This is a genomic window from Nocardioides sp. YR527 (assembly GCF_900101045.1).
Lineage (GTDB): Bacteria > Actinomycetota > Actinomycetes > Propionibacteriales > Nocardioidaceae > Nocardioides.
Genome location: NZ_FNFN01000006.1, coordinates 215887 through 237801, shown reverse-complemented (window position 1 = coordinate 237801; position 21915 = coordinate 215887). Strand labels below are relative to the sequence as shown.

Annotated in this window: 19 protein-coding genes; 7 read left to right on the top strand and 12 right to left on the bottom strand. The window is 70.5% G+C overall.

Annotated features, from left to right (window positions below; genetic code table 11):
* The first annotated feature begins 113 nt into the window (after nucleotides 1-113).
* Together BLT25_RS19485 and BLT25_RS19480 are read left to right on the top strand one after the other, a co-directional pair.
* The gene (locus tag BLT25_RS19485; protein WP_091049377.1) at nucleotides 114-623 is read left to right on the top strand and encodes a SigE family RNA polymerase sigma factor; all 510 of its coding nucleotides are present in this window, start codon (nucleotides 114-116) and stop codon (nucleotides 621-623) included.
* A complete protein-coding gene (locus tag BLT25_RS19480; RefSeq protein WP_091049374.1) occupies nucleotides 620-1738 on the top strand; it encodes a hypothetical protein in 1119 nt (372 codons plus the stop codon). The genes BLT25_RS19485 and BLT25_RS19480 overlap by 4 nt, the downstream gene beginning before the upstream one ends.
* A gap of 13 nt (nucleotides 1739-1751) precedes the next feature.
* Here the strand turns inward: BLT25_RS19480 and BLT25_RS19475 are convergent, their stop codons facing one another.
* Together BLT25_RS19475 and ligA are read right to left on the bottom strand one after the other, a co-directional pair.
* Nucleotides 1752-4019 (bottom strand): glycosyltransferase family 2 protein, encoded by a 2268-nt coding sequence (locus tag BLT25_RS19475; RefSeq protein WP_091049371.1) that lies wholly within the window; start codon nucleotides 4017-4019, stop codon nucleotides 1752-1754.
* Nucleotides 4020-4044: 25 nt separating this feature from the next.
* Nucleotides 4045-6159, bottom strand: a complete 2115-nt coding sequence (gene ligA / locus BLT25_RS19470; protein WP_371113350.1) for an NAD-dependent DNA ligase LigA — start codon at nucleotides 6157-6159, stop codon at nucleotides 4045-4047.
* 232 nt (nucleotides 6160-6391) lie between these two features.
* Here ligA and BLT25_RS19465 point away from each other — a divergent pair, with 232 nt between their 5' ends.
* The gene (locus BLT25_RS19465) at nucleotides 6392-7990 is read left to right on the top strand and encodes a single stranded DNA-binding domain-containing protein (RefSeq protein ID WP_176884062.1); all 1599 of its coding nucleotides are present in this window, start codon (nucleotides 6392-6394) and stop codon (nucleotides 7988-7990) included.
* Nucleotides 7991-7996: 6 nt separating this feature from the next.
* Here the strand turns inward: BLT25_RS19465 and BLT25_RS19460 are convergent, their stop codons facing one another.
* The 4 genes from BLT25_RS19460 to BLT25_RS19445 are packed head-to-tail and all read right to left on the bottom strand — an operon-like array spanning nucleotide 7997 to nucleotide 12419.
* Nucleotides 7997-9109, bottom strand: a complete 1113-nt coding sequence (locus tag BLT25_RS19460) for a hypothetical protein (protein ID WP_143033797.1) — start codon at nucleotides 9107-9109, stop codon at nucleotides 7997-7999.
* 9 nt (nucleotides 9110-9118) lie between these two features.
* Nucleotides 9119-10120, bottom strand: a complete 1002-nt coding sequence (locus BLT25_RS19455; protein WP_091049362.1) for a uroporphyrinogen decarboxylase/cobalamine-independent methonine synthase family protein — start codon at nucleotides 10118-10120, stop codon at nucleotides 9119-9121.
* Nucleotides 10117-11229 carry a tRNA 2-thiouridine(34) synthase MnmA gene (mnmA, locus tag BLT25_RS19450; RefSeq protein ID WP_091049359.1) on the bottom strand — a complete coding sequence of 371 codons (1113 nt, stop codon included), beginning with the start codon at nucleotides 11227-11229 and terminating at the stop codon, nucleotides 10117-10119. The genes BLT25_RS19455 and mnmA overlap by 4 nt, the downstream gene beginning before the upstream one ends.
* Nucleotides 11226-12419, bottom strand: coding sequence for a cysteine desulfurase family protein (locus tag BLT25_RS19445; protein WP_091049357.1), 1194 nt, complete (start codon nucleotides 12417-12419; stop codon nucleotides 11226-11228). Before BLT25_RS19445 ends, mnmA begins: the two co-directional genes overlap by 4 nt.
* Nucleotides 12420-12500: 81 nt before the next feature.
* On the opposite strand from BLT25_RS19445, the gene ppk2 reads away from it, so the two are divergent.
* Nucleotides 12501-13391 (top strand): polyphosphate kinase 2, encoded by an 891-nt coding sequence (gene ppk2, locus BLT25_RS19440; RefSeq protein ID WP_091049355.1) that lies wholly within the window; start codon nucleotides 12501-12503, stop codon nucleotides 13389-13391.
* A gap of 4 nt (nucleotides 13392-13395) precedes the next feature.
* On the opposite strand, the gene BLT25_RS19435 is transcribed toward ppk2, so the two are convergent.
* On the bottom strand, nucleotides 13396-14214 hold the full coding sequence (locus BLT25_RS19435; RefSeq protein ID WP_091049351.1) for a phosphotransferase enzyme family protein: 819 nt from the start codon (nucleotides 14212-14214) through the stop codon (nucleotides 13396-13398).
* A 725-nt stretch (nucleotides 14215-14939) separates the two neighbouring features.
* On the opposite strand from BLT25_RS19435, the gene BLT25_RS19430 reads away from it, so the two are divergent.
* The gene (locus tag BLT25_RS19430; protein ID WP_091049348.1) at nucleotides 14940-15479 is read left to right on the top strand and encodes a GNAT family N-acetyltransferase; all 540 of its coding nucleotides are present in this window, start codon (nucleotides 14940-14942) and stop codon (nucleotides 15477-15479) included.
* A 12-nt stretch (nucleotides 15480-15491) separates the two neighbouring features.
* Here the strand turns inward: BLT25_RS19430 and BLT25_RS19425 are convergent, their stop codons facing one another.
* From BLT25_RS19425 to obgE, 3 genes are read right to left on the bottom strand one after another with little or no spacing between them, the layout of a single operon-like run.
* Nucleotides 15492-16466: an endonuclease/exonuclease/phosphatase family protein gene (locus BLT25_RS19425; protein ID WP_091049347.1), complete on the bottom strand. Its 975-nt coding sequence runs from the start codon at nucleotides 16464-16466 to the stop codon at nucleotides 15492-15494.
* A complete protein-coding gene (gene proB / locus BLT25_RS19420) occupies nucleotides 16463-17575 on the bottom strand; it encodes a glutamate 5-kinase (protein ID WP_091049344.1) in 1113 nt (370 codons plus the stop codon). The genes BLT25_RS19425 and proB overlap by 4 nt, the downstream gene beginning before the upstream one ends.
* The gene (obgE, locus tag BLT25_RS19415; protein ID WP_091049342.1) at nucleotides 17572-19122 is read right to left on the bottom strand and encodes a GTPase ObgE; all 1551 of its coding nucleotides are present in this window, start codon (nucleotides 19120-19122) and stop codon (nucleotides 17572-17574) included. The genes proB and obgE overlap by 4 nt, the downstream gene beginning before the upstream one ends.
* Nucleotides 19123-19199: 77 nt before the next feature.
* Here obgE and BLT25_RS19410 point away from each other — a divergent pair, with 77 nt between their 5' ends.
* Entirely contained in the window at nucleotides 19200-20054 is an 855-nt protein-coding gene (locus BLT25_RS19410; protein ID WP_091049340.1) for an LLM class flavin-dependent oxidoreductase, read from the top strand.
* 147 nt (nucleotides 20055-20201) lie between these two features.
* On the opposite strand, the gene rpmA is transcribed toward BLT25_RS19410, so the two are convergent.
* Together rpmA and rplU are read right to left on the bottom strand one after the other, a co-directional pair.
* Complete coding sequence (rpmA, locus tag BLT25_RS19405; RefSeq protein WP_091049338.1) at nucleotides 20202-20459, bottom strand: 50S ribosomal protein L27; 258 nt, start codon at nucleotides 20457-20459, stop codon at nucleotides 20202-20204.
* Nucleotides 20460-20495: 36 nt separating this feature from the next.
* Entirely contained in the window at nucleotides 20496-20798 is a 303-nt protein-coding gene (gene rplU, locus BLT25_RS19400; protein ID WP_091050071.1) for a 50S ribosomal protein L21, read from the bottom strand.
* Nucleotides 20799-21085: 287 nt separating this feature from the next.
* Here rplU and BLT25_RS19395 point away from each other — a divergent pair, with 287 nt between their 5' ends.
* The gene (locus BLT25_RS19395; RefSeq protein WP_091050069.1) at nucleotides 21086-21874 is read left to right on the top strand and encodes a DeoR/GlpR family DNA-binding transcription regulator; all 789 of its coding nucleotides are present in this window, start codon (nucleotides 21086-21088) and stop codon (nucleotides 21872-21874) included.
* Nucleotides 21875-21915: the final 41 nt, after the last annotated feature.

The following is a 21915-nucleotide window of genomic DNA, read 5'->3' as shown; positions in this document are numbered from 1 at the left end:
TCTCTCACCTCGGCCGGGCCCGTGCCCGACGGGAGATCTGCGCACATACAACCGATCAGTGGCCCCACCGCGTCCTCAACCCTGACAATCGGCTCGAGAGATCGGATGGATCGATGGCGAGACCCCCAACCAAGGAGCAGTTCGACGAGTTCGCCCAGGTTGCCTGGCCACGGCTCTATCGCTCTGCCTACCTGCTCGTCGGGGACCACGCCAGCGCGGAGGACCTGGTCCAGACGGCGCTGGCGAAGACCTTCGGCAACTGGGGCCGGGTGCGCACCCTCGAAGCCGCCCCCGCCTACGCCAGGCAGGTGCTGTTCAACACCGCGATGAGCTGGTTCCGGAAGGCTTCGTGGAACCGCGAGAAGCCCACCGAGGTCCTCCCCGACCTCGGCCACGAGACCGACCCGACCACCCGCTCGGTGCTGCTCGACGCGGTCGCCGCGCTGCCCCCGCGCCAGCGCGCCGTCGTGGTCCTCCGCTTCTACGAGGACCTCGACGTACGCCGCACCGCGGCCGTCCTCGGCTGCTCGGAGGGCACCGTGAAGAGCCAGACCTCCTTCGCCCTCGACAAGCTCCGCACCATCCTCGGCGACCCGACTCTCACCCTGGAGGTGACCCCATGACCGACAACGACCTGCGCACGCTGCTCCGCGACGCCGCCAACGAGGTGTCCGTCCCTCGTCTGGCCACCGACGAGCTCCACCACCGCACCCGCACCGTCCGCCGGCGCCGACGGGCCCGCTGGTTCGCCGGCACGGCAGCACTGGTGATGGCCGGCGCGGTCGGGACGTACGCCCTGAGCGGGACGCTCGGCGGCGACGAGCCCCACATCGCCGCGGCCCAGGGCGACCCCCGGGGCTGGGCCGTCGCCGAGGGCGACAGCGTCCACTTCGGCGACGGGAGCGTGGTGACGTACGGCGGCACGGTGAACGACCTGCGCTACACCTCCGTAGGCCTGCTGGCCCGGAGCACGCAGTCCAACGCACGCCTCTCGCTGATCACGACGGCCGGCGTACAGCCGCTCGACCTCGGCGACGTGAGCGACCGGCTGATCGGGACCGACCCCGACTCGCCCTACGTCTCCTGGACCGTCGAGGACGGCGACGGCTGGCTGGTGCGCGTCGTCGACCTCGGCACCGGCGAGAAGGTCGCCGACGTCCCGGTCTCCGGGACGTACACCTGGGCGGGCTGGACGACCCCGCCGGTGGCCGTCGACGGTGAGCACGCCTACGTCGCCCTCGACGACCGCACCCTCGACGTCGAATGGCGTGCCGGGCAGGTCTCCACCTCGAAGGGGCTTCCAGGCAGCTACACCACCGAGGTGATCAACGGCCGCGCCGTGACCCAGGATCCCACCGGCGAGACCAAGAAAGTCGTCGAGGTGGCCACCGGCGACGTGCTCCTGACCACTCGCTCCTCCGACTCCCCCGACGGTCTCTTCAGGCTCCAACTCTCGCCCGACGGCAACCACGCCTTGGCCGCTCCCTACGCGATGTGCGACGAGAACGACAACTGCCGCTACGAAACGGCCACCGCGCCGATCCACGACCTCGGACAGGGCACCGAGACCGCCGTCGCGCTCGGCGACCAGATCGGCTGGACCTCCGAGGGGCAGCTGATCCGGGCGACCGGGACGAAGGTGGAGACCTGCGACGAGGTCGGCCAGGGGTGCACCGACGCCCCGATCACCCTCGAGAAGCGCGTCTCGACCATCAGCGGGACGATGAACCAGTCCTGACCCGCCTGCGGGCCTACTGCGTCTTTTTCGGGCCTCCGCCGTTGGACGGCTTGTCGGTAGGCCTGCCGGCCGAGCCGGGCTGACCGGACGCGGCCTGGGTCGGGTCGGCCCCGCGGGTGGGGTCGGTCGACGGGGTCGGGTCGGCGGCCTCGGTCGGCTGAGTGCTGGCCGTGGCACCGGTTTGGCTCGGAGTGCTCTCCGGTGCCTGGGTCGGGTCCACGCTGGTCTCCGGAGCCGGGCTCCGCTCGGTCGACGCCTCCTCGTCCTCGGCCTGCCGCTTCTTCTCGAGCGCCCCGTGGACGTCGCCGACCTCGGGCACCTTCGGGCTGCCCACCGGCGCCGCGAGCGCGACCAGCCCGGCGAGCAGCACCGAGGTGAAGGCCAGTACCAGCCCACCGCGCCGGGCCGCGGGGGCGGCCGCGGCCGCGCTCCAGGCCCAGATCCGCTCGCGGCGGCGGCGCAGGTCGGCGGGCAGGTCACTGCGGATCGCCGCCCAGCTGTTGATCGGTGCCAGCGCGTAGCCGACTCCCTGGAAGGCGAGCAGCGCCGCGATGGCGACCCCAGTGGCCCCACCGGTCACGCCGACCAGGACCGCCATGAGAAGGCAGGCCGCGGCGGCGAAGGTCTCCACCAGGTTGCCCCGCACCACGTCGCGCACCCGTGGCTGCCCCTTGATCTTCGGCGTACGCAGGAACGTGCCCTCCCGCGAGACCAGTCCGAGCCAGGAGGCCCGCGTGACGGTCACCCCGAGGGCGAGCCAGAGCCCGAAGGCACCGAGCGCGTCAGCCCAGGAGGCACCACCACGGAGCCGGACCAGCGCGATCGAGCGGGCCGCACCGAAGAGCACCAGCGCGACGGTGGCGAACAGGAGGAGCCCGGAGAGGCGGCGTACGACCAGACCCCCGCCGAGCATCAGGTCGAGCGCACCCGAGATCAGGAAGAAGGTGAACAGAGCACCGGCGAGGTCACCGAACCACTGCAGCCCGCCGACGAGGTAGGCCCAGCGCTGCGCCATCGTCAGCTGGTTGTCCTCGGTGCGTTGCCCGGGCAGCAGCGAGCGCCAGTGCATCCGCAGGATCTGGATGCCGCCGAAGCACCACCGGAACCGCTGCTTCTTGAGCGTCTCGAAGGTCAGCGGCATCACACCGCGGCCGTAGGAGCGGTCGACGTGCATCCCGTTGTAGCCCATCTTCAGCAGCCGCAGCGACAGCTCGGCGTCCTCGGTGATGCACCACTCGTCCCAGCCGCCGGAGCGGACCAGCGCGGAGGCCCGGATGAGCCCCATGGTGCCGCCGAAGATGGCGCCGTTGCGCTCGTTGCGGGAGACCTGGCTGACGTCGAAGAAGTAGCCGTAGGAGTGGTAGAGGCGGCGGAAGTAGGGCGAGACGTCCCAGTCCCGGTAGTCCTGCGGCGTCTGCACGAAGGCCACCGACTCGTCGGTGAACAGCGGGGCGTTGTGGGCCAGGAAGTCCGGGGCGACGTGGTAGTCGGCGTCGACGATCCCGACGACCTCGGTGAGCGGGTTCATCCTGGTCAGCGCGTAGTTGAGAGCCCCGGACTTGAACCCCGGCCAGTTCGCCAGGTGGATGAAGGTGACGCCGTCGTACTGCTCGCAGAAGTCCTGCACCGGCCGCCACAACGCGGGGTCGTCGGTGTTGTTGTCGATGACCAGGATCTCGTACGCGTCGTAGTCCAGCTCGAGCATCCGCTGGAGCGTCTCGATGACCATCTCGGGCGGCTCGTTGTGGGTCGGGACGTGCAGGCTCACGAACGGCCGGCCCCAGCCCGGGTGGTGCTCACCCCGTGTCGGCCATCCGCGCCAGCGGCGCCGGGCGAGCACGTCGACCATCTCCCACAGGTAGCCGACGCCGATCAGGAAGACGAAGACCTCCAGCAGCCACAGCACGCTCGACAGCGTCGTCGTCCACACCCCGGGGTGGGTCGTGACCGTCCACAGCCCCACATAGGTCAGGTAGAGCAGGCCCACGTCGATGGTGAGCGCCCAGGCGACCAGGCCGCGTACGTCCCAGTCCCGCGCCGCGGGCAGCCAGGCCAGCAGCGAGGCACCGAGGACGAGGCCGCCGATCACGGCCCTGACGATGTCCTGGCCGAGCAGCAGACCGATCCCGAGGGCGACCACCGCGGTGAGGATCGCCACCTGGATCGCCGTGGCAGCCGCGAGCGAGCCGGTGCGCGGCGTACGGATCGTGAACAACAGCACGGTCGCCGGGACCAGCAGGACCGCGGCGACCGTGAGGAGTGGGGGAAGGGCATCGAGCACGACGCCACACTATGGGGGGTATTTTCTAGCTGAGTCCATTCGGGCCGGACTCCAGCAGGACCTTGAACGCCGCCTCGTCGAGGATCGGGAGGCCCAGCTCCTCGGCCTTGGCGGCCTTGGAGCCGGCACTCTCGCCGACCACGACGTAGTCGGTCTTCTTGGAGACCGAGCCCGCGGCCTTGCCGCCGCGGCTGATGATCGCCTCCTTGGCGCCGTCGCGGGAGAAGTCCACGAGCGAGCCGGTGACGACGATGGTCAGGCCCTCGAGGGTGCGCGCCACCGACTCGTCGCGCTCGTCGGCGAGAGAGACCCCGGCGTCGCGCCACTTGTCCACGATCTCCTGGTGCCAGTCGACCTGGCGCCACTCGACGATGGCCTCGGCGATGATCCCGCCGACGCCCTCGGTGCCGGCCAGCTCCTCCTGGGAGGCGGCCCAGATGGCGTCGAGCGAGCCGAACTCGGTGGCCAGCGCCCGGGCCGCGGACGGGCCGACATGGCGGATGGAGAGCGCGACCAGCACCCGCCACAGCGGGACCTGCTTGCGCTCCTCCAGGTTGGCCAGCAGCCCGGCGGCGTTGGCGTTGAGCACCCGGTCGCCGGCGCCGGCCTCCTTCTCGGCCTTCTTCGCGGCGCGCGTGAAGAACGCGGTCGTGGCCAGCTTGGCCTCGTCGAGCGAGAAGATGTCGCCCTCGTTGGTGATCACCTCGGCGGCCAGCAGCGCGTCCGCCGCCTCGTAGCCCATCCCCTCGATGTCGAAGGCACCCCGCCCGGAGGCGAAGAAGACCCGCTCCCGCACCTGCGCCGGGCAGCCCCGGTGGTTGGGGCAGCGCAGATCCTTGTCGCCCTCCTTCTGCTCGGCGAGCGTGGTGCCGCACGCGGGGCACTCGGTGGGCATCACCCACTCCGGCAGCCCCTCGGGCCGCAGCGGCAGCACCGGGCCGAGGATCTCCGGGATGACGTCGCCGGCCTTGCGAAGGATGATGGTGTCGCCGGGGCGTACGTCCTTCCGCTTGACCTCGTGGGCGTTGTGGAGCGTCGCGCGCTCGACGGTCGAGCCGGCGACCTTGGTCGGCTCCATGACGCCGAACGGCGTGACCCGGCCGGTGCGGCCCACGCCGACGTCGATGGCGAGCAGCTTGGCGTTGACCTCCTCCGGCGGGTACTTGTAGGCGATCGCCCACCGTGGCGCGCGGCTGGTCGAGCCGAGGCGGCGCTGCAGCGAGATGTCGTCGACCTTGATGACGACCCCGTCGATCTCGTGCTCGGTGACGTCGTGGCGGTGCTCGCCGAAGTAGCTGATGAACTCCTCGACCTCGGCGAGGCTCTTGAGCACCTTGACCCGCTTGGAGGTGGGCAGCCCCCAGGCCTTCAGGGCGTCGTACGCATGCGACTGGGCGACCGGTTGGAAGCCCTCCCGGGCGCCGATGCCGTGGCAGACCATCCCGAGCGCGCGGGTCGCGGTCACCCGCGGGTCCTTCTGGCGCAGCGACCCGGCGGCGGAGTTGCGCGGGTTGGCGAACATCGGCTTGCCCGCGTCGACCAGCGAGGCATTGAGCTTGTCGAAGGCCTCGATGGACAAGAAGACCTCGCCGCGCACCTCGACGAGGTCGGGCACCGGGAACTCGTCGGTGCCGGTGAGCCGGTGCGGGATGGACTTGATGGTGCGTACGTTCGGAGTGACGTCCTCACCGGTGCGGCCGTCGCCACGGGTCAGCGCCCGGACCAGGCGGCCCTTCTCGTAGAGCAGGTTGATGGCCAGTCCGTCGACCTTGAGCTCGCACAGCAGCTCGGCTTGCCCGGCGCCGTCCTTGGCGACCCGGGCGTGCCAGCCGGCGAGCTCGTCGAAGGAGAAGACGTTGTCGAGCGACTCCATCCGCTGCAGGTGGTCGACCGCGGTGAACTCCGTCGAGAACGTGCCACCGACCTTCTGGGTCGGCGAGTCGGGGGTGCGCAGCTCGGGGAACTGCTCCTCGAGCTCGTTGATCCGCCGCCACTTCTGGTCGTAGTCGGCGTCGGAGAGCGTCGGCTCGTCGAGCACGAAGTAGCGGTAGCGAGCGTCCTCGATCTGCTCGGCGAGCTCCTGGTGCTCGTTCTTCTGCTCGGGGCCCGCGTCGGTCACGTCATCGTTCACAGGCACCATCTTGCCTGGTCCCGCCGACATTTCTCGACGCCATACCCACCCGGGCGTTTTCGGCGTTTCCTCGACCCGAACGACACTCAACCCCCTCAATATCGATGCAACCGATCAACACCTGGGTGACGCGGGTCACGACGGGAGGTAAAGAGGGCTACCTTCCTCCCGAGTCGGGCAAGGCGGGCCGACACCAGTCCCCCATTGACCGCCTTGTGAGGTCTGCGTGTTCTCTCGGATCGTGGTGACGCTGTCGGTCGCGCTCGCAATCGTGATGGCTCCGGTCGGCGCTACGTACGCGCTCGGACTGGGGAGCGTCTTCTCCAACGCTGCCCTCGAGATCTCGCTCGTGTCGCAGTCGAAGGACGGCGTGGTGATCGATGTCCACGGCACCGACTACAACGGCAAGACACCCGGCATCGAGATCGCGCTCAACCCCTCCGGCTACCTCGGCTCCGGCACCAGGAACACATTCATCAAGTCGGTCGTCATCAACCCGGACGACCCCGAGGACTGGACCTACCGGTTCACCCTCGACGCCGCCCAGGTCGCCCAGCTCGACCCGGACACCAGCTACCAGATCATGACCATGCGTGGTGGCGGCCGCGACATCTACGACTCCTCCGAGTCGAGGCAGGCGAAGATCCCCTTCGACTTCGAGGCACTCGCCCAGCCCAGCAGCTCGCCGACCCCGGACGAGCCCTCGGACGACACCGGATCCTCCGACGGATCCGGCTCGGGCTCGGGTTCGGGCTCCGGCTCGGGAGCCGGCGGCGGTACGACCTCGGGCCGCCCCGCCGGTGGCGAGTCCGGCGATGGTGCCGGTGCCGGCTCCGGCGACAAGCCGAAGGCCAAGGCGTCCAAGAAGCCGTGGGTCGCGCCCGAGGAGCCGCCGACCGCCAAGGGCGTGACCCTCACCGGGGTCGACGACGGTTCCGTGGACGCCGAGGACGTCATCCACGCCGAGGCGTCCGGGTTCAAGCCCAACGAGACCGGCATCCGAGTCGTCGTCTACTCGACCCCGCTGGTCCTCTCGACCAGCGTCAAGGCCAACGGTCACGGCGTCGCGAAGTGGTCCGGCCGGCTTCCCAAGGACATCGGCCTCGGCAAGCACACCATCACCTTCCAGGGCTCGGTGAACCGCGGGATCTCGTTCGTCGTGACCGGCACCCCGAGCGACGGCGAGTGCGTCCAGAGCGGTTGCGCCCCGGCGGCGGGAGCCGTGAAGAAGGCGGCCTCCGCCGAGGAGGACGGCGTCGGCGCGCTGACCTGGATCATCGTCGCCTCGATGATCGTCCTCGCTCTCGTGGGCGCTGCGGTCGCCATGCTCTCCGGACGCCGCAGGCGCGACCCGGAGTGGGACGAGCCGAGCTACGCGCAGGCGCCTCCGCGCTATCCGTCCGACCCCCGGCAGGCGTCGGGGCCCTACCCGGCCCATCCGCGCCAGCCGCAGCGGCAGCCCCAGTATCCCGCGCAGCATCAGCCCCAGCCGCCTCGTCACGAGACCGAGCTTCCGCGCCGTCTGCCGGACGCGCAGCCGTCGATCCAGCGTCAGCCGAACCGCCGCCAGCCGGCTCCTCAGCACGCAGCAGCCTCCCAGCATGCGGCCCCGCAACACGCAGCACCGCAGCACGCAGCACCGCAGCACGCAGCACCGCAGCACGCGGCTCCCCAGCACGCGGCTCCCCAGCACGCGGCTCGTCAGCAGCAGCTGCCGCAGCAGCCGGTCCCCCAGCCGGTCCCCCAGCCGAGCCATCGTCAGCCGCGACCGCCGGAGTCGTTCGCCCCGCCGAGCCAGCGATCCCAGGCCTACGAGGGCCAGCGGGTCGCAGGACGCTGAGGGCGCTCAGCCGACCAGCGACTCACCCCGAGCGGCGGTCTCGGCCGCAACGGTCGGCCACAGCGTCTCCAGGGCCGTCTCGAGTCCGGCGAGGACCGGGTCGAGGTCGTCCCCGGGGAACGGAGCGGGCGCCTGCTGGCGTACGACCGCGCAGAAGGCACGGGCGTCCCCCTCCGCCGGATGGCAGCGGACGGTCTCGGCCAACCCGTCGGTCCAGCCGTCGTAGCCGTCGGTGTCACCCTTGGAGCAGGTGAGCGTCGAGGGACACTTCCGCTTCTCGGCGGGCAGGTTCGGGGCGTGGACCGCGGTGACGGTGCCGCCGCCGGGGGTGGTACCGACGACACCGAAGGCACCCTTGCCGTAGGCCGAGACGTCGGCCTTCTCGAAGGAGTCGATGTCGGCGTACGCCTTGGTCTCGAGCAGTCCCGCCGCGATCGCCCCGGCGGTCAGCGCGACCTCGTCGGTGCCGTTGGCGCCGGCCGTGGGAAAGCCGCTGACCTGTGCCTTCGTCAGCTTCGTGGTCGTCTTCGTGCCGAGACGCGGGTCGGTGACCAGTGCGACCAGATCGTCGACGCTGACCTCGAGGTCCAGCTTGCGGGGGTCGCCGGTGATCTTCTCGCCGACGTAGGCGGCCCGGCGCTCCTCCCCTCCGGAGGCGTAGGAGACCATCAGCTGACCGGGGGTGCCGTCGTCGGTGGCGAGGTCCCAGGCGACGGTGGCCGTGCCGGTCGCGGCCTTCACCTCGACACAGCCCGACATCCCGTCGCGGCACCAGGTCGAGAGGAGGTCGTCGTCGACCGGACCGGCCTTCACCTCCAGCGAGTGATCGGCTCCCCACAGGAGGACGGTGCCGACCTCGTCCCGCTCGAAGTAGAGGTCGCCACCCTCGAACGTCTCCGGTTCGACCGGCACACGCTGGAGCGTGATCGCAGCGATCGCCTCGGGGGTCGCGGGCTGGTTGCCGGGCTTCAGGTCGGCCGGGTCGATGCTCACCGACGGCGCGACCGTAGGTTCCTCGCTGGCGCTGTCGTCCGCCTCGGTCGAACTGCTGCCGCAGCCGGCGACCAGCCCGGCACACAGAGCGGTCGCAGCCAGCAGAGCCATCCCCCGTCGTCGCATGAGGGGAATCTACGCCAGGTGGCGCGCGCTTTCGGTGAGGATGCGCAGGACGGTGCGAGCCCATCGCCCATCGGCACCGGCGAGGCCGCACGCGGGCGTCAGCACGATGTCGTAGGCGGCATCCAGCCCGAGCATGTCGAGCCAGCGCTCCACGGTCTCGGTGACCGACTTGTCGGTGGGCGCGGTGCCTGCCGGCGCGACCGCGGGGACCACACCGAGAGCGACCGTGTCCCCGGCCTCCAGGGCGGTGGCCAGCTCGTCCTGGTCGGCCGCGGTGAGCTGGGTCAGGTCGACGCTGATCCCCGTCGCGCCGGACTTGCGGAGCAGGCCCAGCGGCGTCCCGGGCGCGCACGAGTGCACCCACGGGGTCGCGCCCTCCTCCGCGATCGCGCCGAGCACCCACTCCAGCGCCTGGGAGGCCTCGGGGAGATCGATGCTGCGGTGCTTGCCGAACCCCGAGGCGGTCGGTACCTGGGCGTTGAGCACGGCACTCAGCGCCGGCTCGTCGACCTGGACGACCAGGGTGTCCGCGCCCGGGAGGCGGCGGCGTACGTCACGGATGTGGGTGCGTACGCCGTCGGCCAGCGCCTGCGCCAGGTCACGCCGCGCGCCGTGGTCGGCGAGCAGCTTGTCACCGCGCGGCCGCTCGACGGTGGCGGCGAGGGTCCACGGTCCGGTGACCTGGATCTTGAACGCACCGCCGCCGGAGGCGAGCGGAGAGTCCTGGACCAGCTCCTCGACGGTGTCGAGGTCCTGGGCGAGCAGGCTGCGGGCGCGCCGGTGGTCGATTCCGGCGGAACCGGAGGTGCCGGTCAGGCGCCAGCCTGCGGGCTGCAGGTCGGCGTCGAGTCCCTCGAGCACCGCCAGCGCCCGGCCGGTCATGTTCGCGATCGCGCCACGCGCGGGCAGCTCGGGCAGGTGCGGCAGGTCGGTGAGCTCACCGAGCACGACGCGGCAGGCCTCTGCGTAGTCCTCACCAGGCAGCGACCCGACCCCGGTGGCCGCTGTCATCGAATTTCCTGGGCGAGAGCCACCCGGCGGGTCGTGGAGATGGTGACCGAGCCGACGACGCGGGTGCCCTCGTAGATGACCGCGGCCTGGCCCGGCGCGATGCCGTAGGCGGGGTCGAGCAGTTCGATCTCGGCTCCTTCGGGGACCACGGTCACCCGGGCCCGGTGCTCGTCGCCGTGTGCTCGCAGCTGGACGGTGCCCTCGAGGACGCCCTCGGGCGCGCGCCCTGCCCACCGCGGCCGGATCCCGGAGAGCCCGTCGACGGCCAGGTGCTCCCGGGGTCCGACGGTGACGGTGCCGGAGACCGGCTCGATGTCGAGCACGAACCTCGGCTTCCCGTCCGGCGCCGGCTTGCCGAGGCGGAGGCCCTTGCGCTGCCCAATGGTGTAGGCGTACGTCCCCTGGTGCTCGCCCAGGACCTCACCCGTCTCGTCGACGATGGGCCCGGACCCGTTCGGTGCCCGCTCGCCCAGCTTCTCGCGCAGCCAGCCGGCGTTGTCGCCGTCGGCGACGAAGCAGATGTCGTGGGAGTCGGGCTTGTCGGCGACGAGCAGGCCACGGCGAGCGGCCTCCTCACGCACCAGCGGCTTGGGGGTGTCGCCGAGCGGGAACAGCGAGTGCTCGAGCTGGGCCTGGTCGAGCACCCCGAGCACGTAGGACTGGTCCTTGCCGGCGTCGACGGCTCGGTGCAGCTCGACGAGCCCGTCGGCGCCGCTGCGAAGCGTCGCGTAGTGGCCGGTCGCGACGGCGTCGAAGCCGAGCGCGAGCGCCCGGTCCAGCACAGCGGCGAACTTGATCTTCTCGTTGCAGCGCAGGCACGGGTTGGGCGTGCGCCCCTCGGCGTACTCCGACATGAAGTCCTCGACCACGTCCTCGTGGAAGCGGTCGGAGAGGTCCCAGACGTAGAACGGGATCCCGATCACGTCGGCGGCCCGGCGGGCGTCGTTGGAGTCCTCGATCGTGCAGCACCCGCGTGCGCCCGAACGGTAGGACGCCGGGTTGCGCGAGAGCGCCAGGTGGACGCCGGTGACGTCGTGACCGGCTTCCTTCGCTCGTGCGGCGGCGACGGCGGAGTCCACCCCTCCCGACATGGCGGCGACGATCCTCATCGCTGCAACCCCGCCGCGCGGCCGCGCTCGACTGCCGGTCCGATCGCCGCGACCAGCCGGTCCACGTCCTCGGTGGTCGTGGTGTGGCCGAGCGAGAAGCGCAGCGAGGAGCGCGCCTGCTCGTCGCTCTGCCCCATGGCGAGGAGGACATGAGAGGCCTGAGGTACGCCGGCCGAGCAGGCCGCACCGGTCGAGCACTCGACCCCGGCGGCGTCGAGCAGCATCAGCAGCGAGTCGCCCTCGCACCCGGGGAAGGCGATCTGGGCGTTGTTGGGGAGCCGGTGGCGACCCAGCGGTTCCAGCGGTGGGCCGTTGAGGTGGGAGTCGGGCACGACCGCCAGCACCTGCGCGACCAGCTGGTCGCGCAGGGCACCGACCCTGGTCGCGTACGCCTCCTGCTCCTTGACCGCGAGCTCGACGGCTGCCGCGAAGCCGACGATGGCCGCGGTCGCATGGGTGCCGCTGCGTACGTCTCGCTCCTGGCCACCGCCGTGGACGAGCGCGGTCAGCTCGAGCTCGCGGCGCACGACGAGCGCCCCGGCGCCCACCGGGCCGCCGAGCTTGTGGCCGGTCAGGGAGAGCGCGTCGACGCCGCTGGTGGCGAAGTCGACCGGCACCGCGCCGACCGCCTGGACGGCGTCGGTGTGGACCGGGATGCCGTGCGCGGCGGCCAGCTCGGCGATGTCAGGGATCGGCTGCAGCGTGCCGACCTCGTTGTTGGCCCACATCACCGAGATGACCGCGACCGAGCCCGGGTCGCGCTCGATGGCGTCCTTCATCGCAGCGAGGTCGACGAGGCCGGTCTCGTCGCACGGGATCAGCTCGACGTGGGCGCCCTCGGTCGACTCCAGCCAGTGCAGCGGGTCGAGCACGGCGTGGTGCTCGACGGTGGAGGCCAGGATCCGGGTGCGCGCCGGGTCCTGCCCGCGGCGCGCCCAGTAGGCACCCTTGAGGGCGAGGTTGTCGGCCTCGGTGCCACCGGAGGTGAAGACGACCTCACCCGGCCGGGACCCGAGCGCCGCCGCGATCCGTTCTCGGGACTCCTCCAGCACCCGGCGGGCACGGCGACCCGATGCGTGCAGCGAGCTCGCGTTGCCGACCAGCGCCAGCTCCGCGGTCATCGCCTCGATCGCCGTCGAGGCCATGGGCGTCGTGGCGGCGTGGTCCAGGTAGACGGTCCGGGCATTCATCGTCTACCAAGGTTACGGCCCCATGGCGATGCTTGCTGAAACGTCGCCGCCAGTTCATCTCCTCTGCCTAAGGTCGTGAACATGTCCCAGGGATTCCGCGAATACATCGACAACCTGATCACCGAGGGTCACACCATCGGCGAGGATCACGATGACGACCCGGTGCTCCTGGATCCGGCCGGCAAGGCCGTCGACACCTGGCGCGAGAGCTATCCCTACACCGAGCGGATCGCCCGCGAGGTCTACGACGAGCAGAAGTACCTCCTCCAGGTCGAGCTGCTGAAGTTCCAGCGCTGGAACGACCGTGTCGGCGGCAAGCACGTGCTGATCTTCGAGGGCCGCGACGCGGCCGGGAAGGGCGGCACGATCAAGCGGTTCATGGAGCACCTCAACCCCCGCTACGCCCGCACGGTCGCGCTGTCCAAGCCGTCGGACCGTGAGGCGCAGCAGTGGTTCTTCCAGCGCTACGTCCAGCACCTGCCCACCGCCGGGGAGATGGTCCTCTTCGACCGGTCCTGGTACAACCGCGCCGGTGTCGAGCGGGTCATGGGCTTCGCCTCCGACGAGCAGTACGAGCAGTTCATGCACCAGGTGCCGCTCTTCGAGCGGATGCTCGTCGACTCCGGCATCACGCTCACCAAGTTCTGGTTCTCGGTGGGGCGCTCGGAGCAGCGGACCCGCTTCATCATCCGCCAGATCGACCCGGTGCGGCAGTGGAAGCTCTCCCCGATCGATGTGCAGTCGCTGGACAAGTGGGACTCCTACACCGCCGCCAAGGAGGAGATGTTCCGCCGCACCGACACCGACTGGGCACCCTGGACCACGATCCGCTCCAACGACAAGAAGCGCGCCCGCCTCAACGCGATGCGCTACTTCCTCGCCCACCACGACTACGACGAGAAGGACCCCGAGGTCGTCGGCACCCCCGACCCCCTCATCGTCCAGCGCGGCATCGACGCCGTCGGCGACTGACGGATCACCCCGGCCACAGGATGCTCCTGAGGTGGGTTTCGATGCTCTCCTCGAGCGCATCGGCCTCATCCGGCCCCAGCGGAACAACCGAGACGTACGCCTCGACGAACGCCTCACGCACATCCGCCGGTGTCGGGCGCCAGTCGTGATAGCGCGTCCCGAGCAGGACGGCGGCCTGAGCGACGTCGTCCACCCGGCGGCGGTACGTGGTCTCCTCCAGATCCAGGACCGCCGCGACCTTGCCCTGTGCCCAGAGGATGTTGGCCGACCTGAAGTCGTTGCCGACCAGCTGGGCGCCCGGTGCTGGTGGCTCGTCGGTGGGAATCTGCTCCGGATAGTCGGCCATCGCAACATGCATCCTCGCGAGCATCTCGCCCGCACGCCTGACCTGGACGGGATCGGCGATGTCCAACAGTTCGCCATCGACCACCCTCTGAAGCCCGAGCGAGAACCCGTCGACCTCCACCTGGCTCCTGCCGTCCCGAGCCGCCTGCGGCATCGACACAGGTATCCCACGCTCCCCCAGCCACACCGTCAGTCGTGCGATCGCCGCCAAGCGCGCGAACACGCGTTCCCGCATCGACCACTTGGCGACCATCCGACAGCCGTCGACAGTGATCCACGCAAGGCAGTTGGCATCGCTGATCACCAGCTGCTCGCAGGCTGTCACCTTCAGCCCCCACTGCGCGGCCAGTACGCCGCTCAACCAGTCCGTCGCGTCGGCCTCGGAGGCGAAACCGAACCGCTCCGTCAGCGCAGTATCTGGATCGGTCGATTCCCAGAGCATGCTGGTCGGCGTCGTCAGGCCCTCCGTTTCGTTCACGGTCGCAGTCAAGCAGGCAGGGTGTGATCTCAAGCTGGTGTCGCGTGGCGCGCGATCTCGTCAACTGGTGGCCGCCGACCCGTTTTCGGAGGGTGTTCTCGCCGAATCCCGGAGTCAAGGACGGCCTTCGGCCGCCGGCTTCGCCGGTCGCCTGCGGCGATCCTGGACACTGGGCTCCGTCGAGAATCTTGGCTGTATATCGGGGTCGGCGGCAGGGGTTTGGTGCAGAGACTTGGGTTGGGAGGGGGCTTGGGAACGTGGGCGGCCGGGCCGACCGATGGAAGGAATTTTCTTTTCGCCCAGGAACCGGGCCGGCAGACGAGGTCGGTAGGGGAACGAATTTTCGTTCGTCGCAGAAGACGCCTCGGGCCAGAGTGGTTGGCGGGTGGAAGGAATTTTCCTTCCCCGCAGCGACACCTTGTCTGGCCTAGGCGCGGAGCGGTCACCTGTCGTGGGTGAGTGTTCCGCGGCCACACTCGGGCCGCCGCCCCGATAGCCAGCCAAATCTATCTCGACATGGTCCGGTGTCAAGGACCGCGAAGCGGCCGGCGAAGCCGGCGGCCGAAGGCCGTCCTTTACTCCGGAGCAGGTCGATAAGACCCTCGAAGAACGGGTCGGCGGCCCAGCCCAACCCCGAAGAAGCCGCATCCGACGAACCAGAGCCGCGACCCACGTACGCCCAAAAGCCCCTGGCCAACCCCGATTCCCAGCTACGGTCCAACGACATGAAACCCCTCGGCGACGTGCCTTGGCCCCCAGACCCGATCAAGACAGACCGCCTGATCCTGAGACAGACCAAGCCCGAGGACCGACCAGGACTGGCAGAGCTGCTCTCCTCGGAGACCGTGCAGGCCTACCTCGGCGGCCCGCAGCACACCCGAGAAGAGTTGGAACAGCTGATCCCGGAGGATCCGAACACCAGGCCCGGAATCTTCGCCGTCGAGCACGCGGGCGAGTTCATCGGCAGGATCACGGTCCAGCGGCGGGATCGGGCATGGGCGCACCACGTACGCGAGGAGGGTGACGAGGTCGAGCTCGGCTACGAGCTTCTTCCGGCATCGTGGGGCGCGGGCATCGCGACCGAAGCGACCCGGGCGGCACTCGGTTGGATCGAGAGGACGCTCCCGGGTGAGCCGGTCGTGCTCACCACCCAGGTGGCCAACGAACGCTCCCTGCGGCTGGCCCGGAAGCTCGGGTTCGTCGAGGTGGAGCGGTTCCTGGGCTTCGGCGCGGAGCAGTGGTTCGGAGTGCTCAAGACCGGCTAGCCCGGCGGAGCCTCATTCCTCCGGAGTGCCGAGGTAGGCGACCAGCGCCAGGTGGTCGGACCGCGGCACCTCGACCGTCTCGGTCGCCAGCGCGACCAGGTCATCCCCGATCAGGACGTGGTCGATCGCGGTCGACGGCGGCAGGGGTACGCCGGCGAACCCCTCGGTCGGCCAGGTGGGCTGCCACCCGGCGTTGCTGGCCCGGGCCGCGTCCTGCATGTCGGCATCGTCGAGCAGCCGGCGGACCGTGTGGTGGTCGAGCGAGGCGTTCAGGTCGCCCAGGAGGAGGTCGGGTTTCTCGGCGGCCGCCTCCTCGATCATCAGCTCCTGCTCGGCCGGCCACGACGCGAGCGTGGGCGGCGCCGGATGCGCGACGACGACCCGCCGCTCCCCCACGTCGGCAACCCAGGACCCCATCGACGTCTCGATCCGGCGCGACTTCGTGATCGGCTGGTCGGCGAAGAGCATCGTGCCGGTGGTGCCGGGGGCGGCCTCGCCGATCCGGTAGGGCAGCTGGTCGCGCAGTGTCCTCGACAGCTCCGCGAACGCCTCCGGGGTGATCTCCTGGATGGCGAGCACGTTGACCTTGTGTGCACGCACCGCCTCGACCACCGCGTCGGTCTCGCCCTTGCCCTCGAACAGATTGGTGGTCATCACCGTCAGCGGCTCACCGGCGCTGGTCGCGCGCGATCCCGCATAGAGCGGCGCCTGCCAGGCCACGTGCACCGCCAGCAGCAGCGCGACGACGCCGGCGAGGACCGCGAACCGCATCCGCCCGGGACCGGTGGCCAGCCAGACCAGCACCAGGACCGCGACCAGGCACAGGACGTACAACCCGACGCCGAAGGGCGCGAACGCGGCCAGGCGCACCGCCCGCAGGTCCGTGCTCGCCAGCGCCCGGGAGAACGTGATCGCCAACGCGGGCAGGCCACAGAGGACGAGTACTCCCCACGCCAGCGCCAGCGGCACCCACCGGGCTCGGCTCATAGCACGACCAGGTCGTCGCGGTGGATGACCTCCCGGGCGTACGCAGCCCCCAGGTTGGCCTCGAGATAGCCGGAGGAACGCCCGGCCAGCCGCGGGATCTCGTCGGCGTCGTAGTTCACCAGGCCGCGCGCGACGGCCACGCCCGACGGGTCGACGACGTCGACCGGGTCACCGGCATGGAACGCCCCGGAATACCCGGTGACGCCCGCCGCCAGCAGCGAGGCGCCCCGCTTGCTGATCGCGGCGACCGCGCCGACGTCGACGGTGATCGAGCCGACCGGCTCGGTGGCGTGCTGGAGCCACAGCAGGCGCGCCGGGCGCCGCTTGCCGACGGCATGGAACAGGGTGCCGACCGTTTCGCCCGCGAGCGCGGCCTCGGCCTGAGCGGCCGAGGTCAGCACGACCGGAACACCGTCGTCGACGGCGATCCGGGCGGCTTCCAGCTTGGTCACCATTCCTCCGGTGCCGACTCCGGCGGCACCGGCCTTGCCGATGGTCACCCCGGCGAGGTCGGCCAGCGAGGCGACCTCGTCGATCCGCTGCGAGCCCGGCTGGGACGGAGGTGCGTCGTAGAGCGCGTCGACGTCGCTGAGCAGCACCAGCAGGTCGGCCTTGACCAGGTGGGCCACCAGCGCCGCGAGCCGGTCGTTGTCACCGAACCGGATCTCGGAGGTCGCCACCGTGTCGTTCTCGTTGACGATCGGGAGCACACCCAGGTCGAGCAGCTTCGACAGCGTCGCGTCGGCATTGCGATAGTGCGCCCGCCGGTTCAGGTCATCGACCGTGAGCAGCACCTGACCTGCGATGATGCCGTGCCGGGCAAGCTCGTCGGTGTAGCGGTGGACCAGCAGCCCCTGACCCACGCTCGCCGCCGCCTGCTGCTTGGCCAGCGCCCGCGGACGCTTCGCCAGCCCCAACGGCGACAGCCCGGCCGCGATCGCCCCGGAGGAGACCAGCACGACCTCCTGTCCGGCGGCCCGGGTCTTGGCGAGGACGTCCACGAGCCCTCTGAGACGGCCCGGGTCGATGCCGCCGGCCGCGGTCGTCAGTGACGAGGAACCGACCTTGACGACGATCCGCCGCGCGCCGGTGACCTGGACACGACTCACTCGGCCTCCTTGACCGTGGGATCGTCCTCGGCCCAGTCGCTGTCCGGGTCGTCCTCTCCGCCGATCTCGTACGCCACCGGGCCGGCCCCGTCACGCAGCCGGCGAGCGACGTCGGCCCGGGCCTCGTACTCTTCCTTGGTCTCCATCCCGGCGTCGATCTCGCGCCGCCGGGCGGCAGCGGGGCGCTCCTCGTAGAAGCGCTGGTCCTCGCCGCGGCGGCCGAGCATCTCGGCACCCGTCTCGATCGAGGGGCGGAAGTCGAAGACGACCGCGTTGGCCGGGTCGCCGATGATGACGGTGTCGCCCTCCTGGGCCCCGAGCTCGACCAGGCGCATCTCGACGCCGAGCCGGTTGAGGCGGTCGGCGAGGTAGCCCACGGCCTCCTCGTTCTCGAAGTCGGTCTGGCGCACCCAGCGCTCGGGCTGCGGGCCGCGGACGAGGTATTCGCCGTTCCTCGACACCTTGACCGTGAAGCCGTTCTTGCCCTCCGCACCCTCGGGGCGCAGCACGATCCGGGTCGGCGGGGCCACCGGTACGTCCTTGCGGGAGGCCGCCACCAGCTCGGCCATCGCGTAGATCAGCTGCTGGGTGCCCTCACCGGAGGCCGCGGAGATCTCGAAGACCTTCATCCCGCGCTTCTCGAACTCGCCGATCGTCATCTCGGCGATCTCGCGGCCGTCGGGGACGTCGACCTTGTTCAACGCGACCAGCCGGGGCCGGTCCTCGAGACCGCCGTGGCGGGAGAGCTCGTTCTCGATGACGTCGAGGTCGTCGATCGGGTTGCGGCCCGGCTCGATGCTCGCGGTGTCGATGACGTGGACGAGGGCGGCGCAGCGCTCGATGTGGCGCAGGAACTCGTGGCCGAGGCCGCGGCCGTCGGCGGCACCCTCGATCAGGCCCGGTACGTCGGCGACGGTGAAGGTGATCTCGCCGCCCTTCACGACACCGAGGTTGGGCACCAGGGTCGTGAACGGGTAGTCGGCGATCTTCGGCCGCGCGCGCGAGATCGCCGCGATCAGGGACGACTTGCCGGCGCTCGGGAACCCGACCAGCCCGATGTCGGCCACGACCTTGAGCTCGAGCCCGATCTCGCGCGCCTCGCCCGGCTCGCCGAGGAGCGCGAAGCCGGGGGCCTTGCGCTTGGAGGAGGCCAGCGCCGCGTTGCCGAGCCCGCCACGGCCGCCCTCGGCGATCACCAGCTCGGAGCCCGGGCCGACCAGGTCGGCGAGTACGTTGCCGCTCATGTCGGTCACCACGGTGCCGTCGGGGACGGAGAGCACCATGTCCTCGCCGTGGGCGCCGTTCTTGTGGTCACCGGCGCCCTGGCCGCCGTTGGAGGCCTTGCGCTTGGGACTGTGGTGGTAGTCGATCAGCGTAGTCACGTCGGGGTCGACGCGCAGGATGATGCTGCCTCCGGGCCCGCCGTTGCCGCCGTCGGGGCCGCCCAGCGGCTTGAACTTCTCGCGGTGCACCGACGCCACCCCATGTCCGCCGCGACCGGCCTCGACGTGGAGGGTGACGCGGTCGACGAAAGTGGGTACAGCCATGCCCTCAGCCTACCGACGGCGCGCCCCACACCTGTTATCCGCGCGACTCGGCGGGGCACCGGGTGCAGACTGTGCGCATGCGTGTGGGAACTGTGATGTGGCCGATCGAGGACTGGCCGGCGATGGGCGAGCGTTGGGCACAGGCCGAGCAGCTCGGGTTCGAGACGGCGTGGGTCTACGACCACCTGGCCTGGCGCGGGCACAGCCCGTGGGAGGAGGCGTTCACGTCGATGGCGGCCGCGGCCGCCCTGACCTCCACGATCCGGCTCGGAACGCTGGTGACCACCCCCAACTTCCGTACGCCGATCCCGACCGCCGCCGCGATCCGCAGCCTCGACCGGATCTCCGGCGGGCGGATCACGATCGGCATCGGCGCCGGCGGCGACGACCACACCTCCGACGGCGACGTGCTCGGGCGCGAGTTCACGCCTCGCGAGCGCGCCGACCGGTTCGCGGAGTGGACCCGCACCGTCGACATGCTGCTGCGCGACTCACCGGTGACGATCGACGGCGAGCACTGGCAGACCCACGAGGTCACCGTCTCCCCCGGCCAGGTGCAGCAGCCGCGCGTCCCGCTGTGGCTGGCCGGCAACGGCCCGCGCGGGATCCGGCTCGCCGCCGAGGTCGGCGACGGGTGGATCGCCAACCCGAAGGTCGAGAACCCGAAGGCGTACGTCGCCGAGCGGCTCGAGATGCTGCGGGAGGCGTGCGAGAAGCGCGGGCGTGACTACGACGCGATGCCGAAGCTGTTCATGTCCGGCTTCACCGAGGAGCCGTGGACCGAGTCTGCCGACGCCTTCGAGGACCTGGCCGGCGCCTACGCCGAGATCGGGATCACCGACATCGCGATCCACTGGCCGCGGCCGGGAACGCGCTGGGAGGTCTCGCAGCAGGTCTTCGAGGCGATCGCGGCACGCGCGGCATCTATCTGAGCCTTCGTCAAGGTATGCAGGTCAAGGCGCACATCCCCAGCGGAGCTCCGCAGGGGATGTGTTCCTTCGGCTGCATCCCTTGACGAAGGAGCACCCGAAAACGCCGAAAGGCCCTCTCCTGGTGGAGAGGGCCTTTCGAAAGCTTGCTCAGGCGTCGCCCGGAACGATGTTGATCACCCGGCGGCCACGGCGCTTGCCGAACTCGACCGCGCCCGCCTGCAGGGCGAACAGGGTGTCGTCGCCGCCACGGCCGACGTTGGTGCCGGGGTGGAAGTGCGTGCCACGCTGGCGGACGATGATCTCGCCGGCGCCGACGAGCTGGCCGCCGAAGCGCTTCACACCGAGGCGCTGGGCGTTGGAGTCGCGACCGTTCTTGGTGCTTGCCGCACCCTTCTTGTGTGCCATCTTCTCAGTCCTTTAAGTGTCTCTAGAACGCCGGAATCAGGCGTTGATCGCGGTGACCTTGACCTGGGTGTACTTCTGACGGTGACCCTGGCGCTTCTTGTAGCCGGTCTTGTTCTTGTACTTCTGGATGATGATCTTCGGGCCCTTGGAGGCACCGACGATCTCGGCCGCAACCGAAGCCTTGTCGAGGCCGGTCGAGGTCACGTTCTCGCCGTCGACCAGGAGGACCACGGGGAGCGAGACGGACGAGCCGTTCTCACCGTCGAGGCGGTCGATCTCGATGACGTCGCCGACAACGACCTTCTGCTGCTTGCTGCCAGCCTTCACGATCGCGTACACCGCGGTCTCCTTCATTGCTCCGAACTCAAAGTCTTGTGTCGACCCGCGGCAAGGCAGACCGGACCCCGAAGCGATAGGTGCCAGCAGATGCCTGCAGGAACGGCGCACTGCGCACGCCGAGATTCAATCTTACGTACGCGGCGAGGTAGCCGCAAAACGCCGCGACACCGTCCACCCGCACACTGCCCGCGACATGGTGCCCCAGAAGGCCCCGATCACGCCAACCGGGCGCCCGGTTCGCCCACAACCCCTACGAACCGGGCACGATTCCGGGCATGATGGCGCCCGTGACGTCGACCGAACCGCCGCTCGCGCAGAGCACGGAGACCCGGCAGGAGGAGATCCTGGCGCGCGCACGCACGACCGGCCGGGTCTCGGTGACCGACCTCGCGCCCGACCTCGGGGTGAGCGTCGAGACGATCCGGCGCGACCTCAAGGTGCTCGCCGACCGCGGCGTCGTGGAGCGGGTCTACGGGGGCGCGGTCGCCCTGGAGAGCGGCAGCTTCGAGACCTCCCTCGAGTTCCGCGCGGGCCGCGACGTCGACGAGAAGCACCGGATAGCCCGGGCCGCCCTCCAGCACCGGCAGGGCGCGGAGACGATCTACATCGACGAGGGCACGATGCCGCAGTTCCTGGCCGAGGAGCTCTTCGGCCACGGGCCGGCGACGATCATCACTCCCTCCCTTCCGGTGGCCACCCGTCTCTCCGCGGACCCGGAGCTCACCGTGATCATCCTGGGCGGGCGGGTCCGCACCATCACCCGGGGCGTCGTGGACCAGTGGGCGACCCGGATGCTCGCCGACCTGGTGATCGACCTGGCCTACATCGGCGCCAACGGGATCTCCCGCGAGCAGGGCCTGACCACCCAGGACCCCTCGGTGGCTGCCGTGAAGCGCACCGCGATCGAGCGCTCCAGGCGGCGGATCTTCTTCGGCGCCCACACCAAGTTCGGGGCCTCCAGCCTGTGCCGCTTCGCGGGCGTACGCGACTTCGAGCTGCTCATCACCGGCACCGAGCTCCCGGCCAGCGAGGCCCGCCGGTTCTCGGCGCTGGGCCCCCGGGTCATCCGGGCCTGAGAACGGGCCTGAGGACGCGCCGGAGAACGGGCAGCAACCGG

What these genes read in the sequence shown, in the direction of transcription:
- BLT25_RS19485 (WP_091049377.1), top strand. Translation starts at nt 114, where the DNA reads ATGGCGAGACCCCCAACCAAGGAGCAGTTCGACGAGTTCGCCCAGGTT.
- BLT25_RS19480 (WP_091049374.1), top strand. Translation starts at nt 620, where the DNA reads ATGACCGACAACGACCTGCGCACGCTGCTCCGCGACGCCGCCAACGAG.
- ligA (WP_371113350.1), bottom strand. Translation starts at nt 6,159, where the DNA reads ATGGTGCCTGTGAACGATGACGTGACCGACGCGGGCCCCGAGCAGAAG.
- BLT25_RS19460 (WP_143033797.1), bottom strand. Translation starts at nt 9,109, where the DNA reads ATGCGACGACGGGGGATGGCTCTGCTGGCTGCGACCGCTCTGTGTGCC.
- BLT25_RS19455 (WP_091049362.1), bottom strand. Translation starts at nt 10,120, where the DNA reads ATGACAGCGGCCACCGGGGTCGGGTCGCTGCCTGGTGAGGACTACGCA.
- mnmA (WP_091049359.1), bottom strand. Translation starts at nt 11,229, where the DNA reads ATGAGGATCGTCGCCGCCATGTCGGGAGGGGTGGACTCCGCCGTCGCC.
- BLT25_RS19445 (WP_091049357.1), bottom strand. Translation starts at nt 12,419, where the DNA reads ATGAATGCCCGGACCGTCTACCTGGACCACGCCGCCACGACGCCCATG.
- ppk2 (WP_091049355.1), top strand. Translation starts at nt 12,501, where the DNA reads ATGTCCCAGGGATTCCGCGAATACATCGACAACCTGATCACCGAGGGT.
- BLT25_RS19430 (WP_091049348.1), top strand. Translation starts at nt 14,940, where the DNA reads ATGAAACCCCTCGGCGACGTGCCTTGGCCCCCAGACCCGATCAAGACA.
- BLT25_RS19425 (WP_091049347.1), bottom strand. Translation starts at nt 16,466, where the DNA reads ATGAGCCGAGCCCGGTGGGTGCCGCTGGCGCTGGCGTGGGGAGTACTC.
- obgE (WP_091049342.1), bottom strand. Translation starts at nt 19,122, where the DNA reads ATGGCTGTACCCACTTTCGTCGACCGCGTCACCCTCCACGTCGAGGCC.
- BLT25_RS19410 (WP_091049340.1), top strand. Translation starts at nt 19,200, where the DNA reads ATGCGTGTGGGAACTGTGATGTGGCCGATCGAGGACTGGCCGGCGATG.
- rpmA (WP_091049338.1), bottom strand. Translation starts at nt 20,459, where the DNA reads ATGGCACACAAGAAGGGTGCGGCAAGCACCAAGAACGGTCGCGACTCC.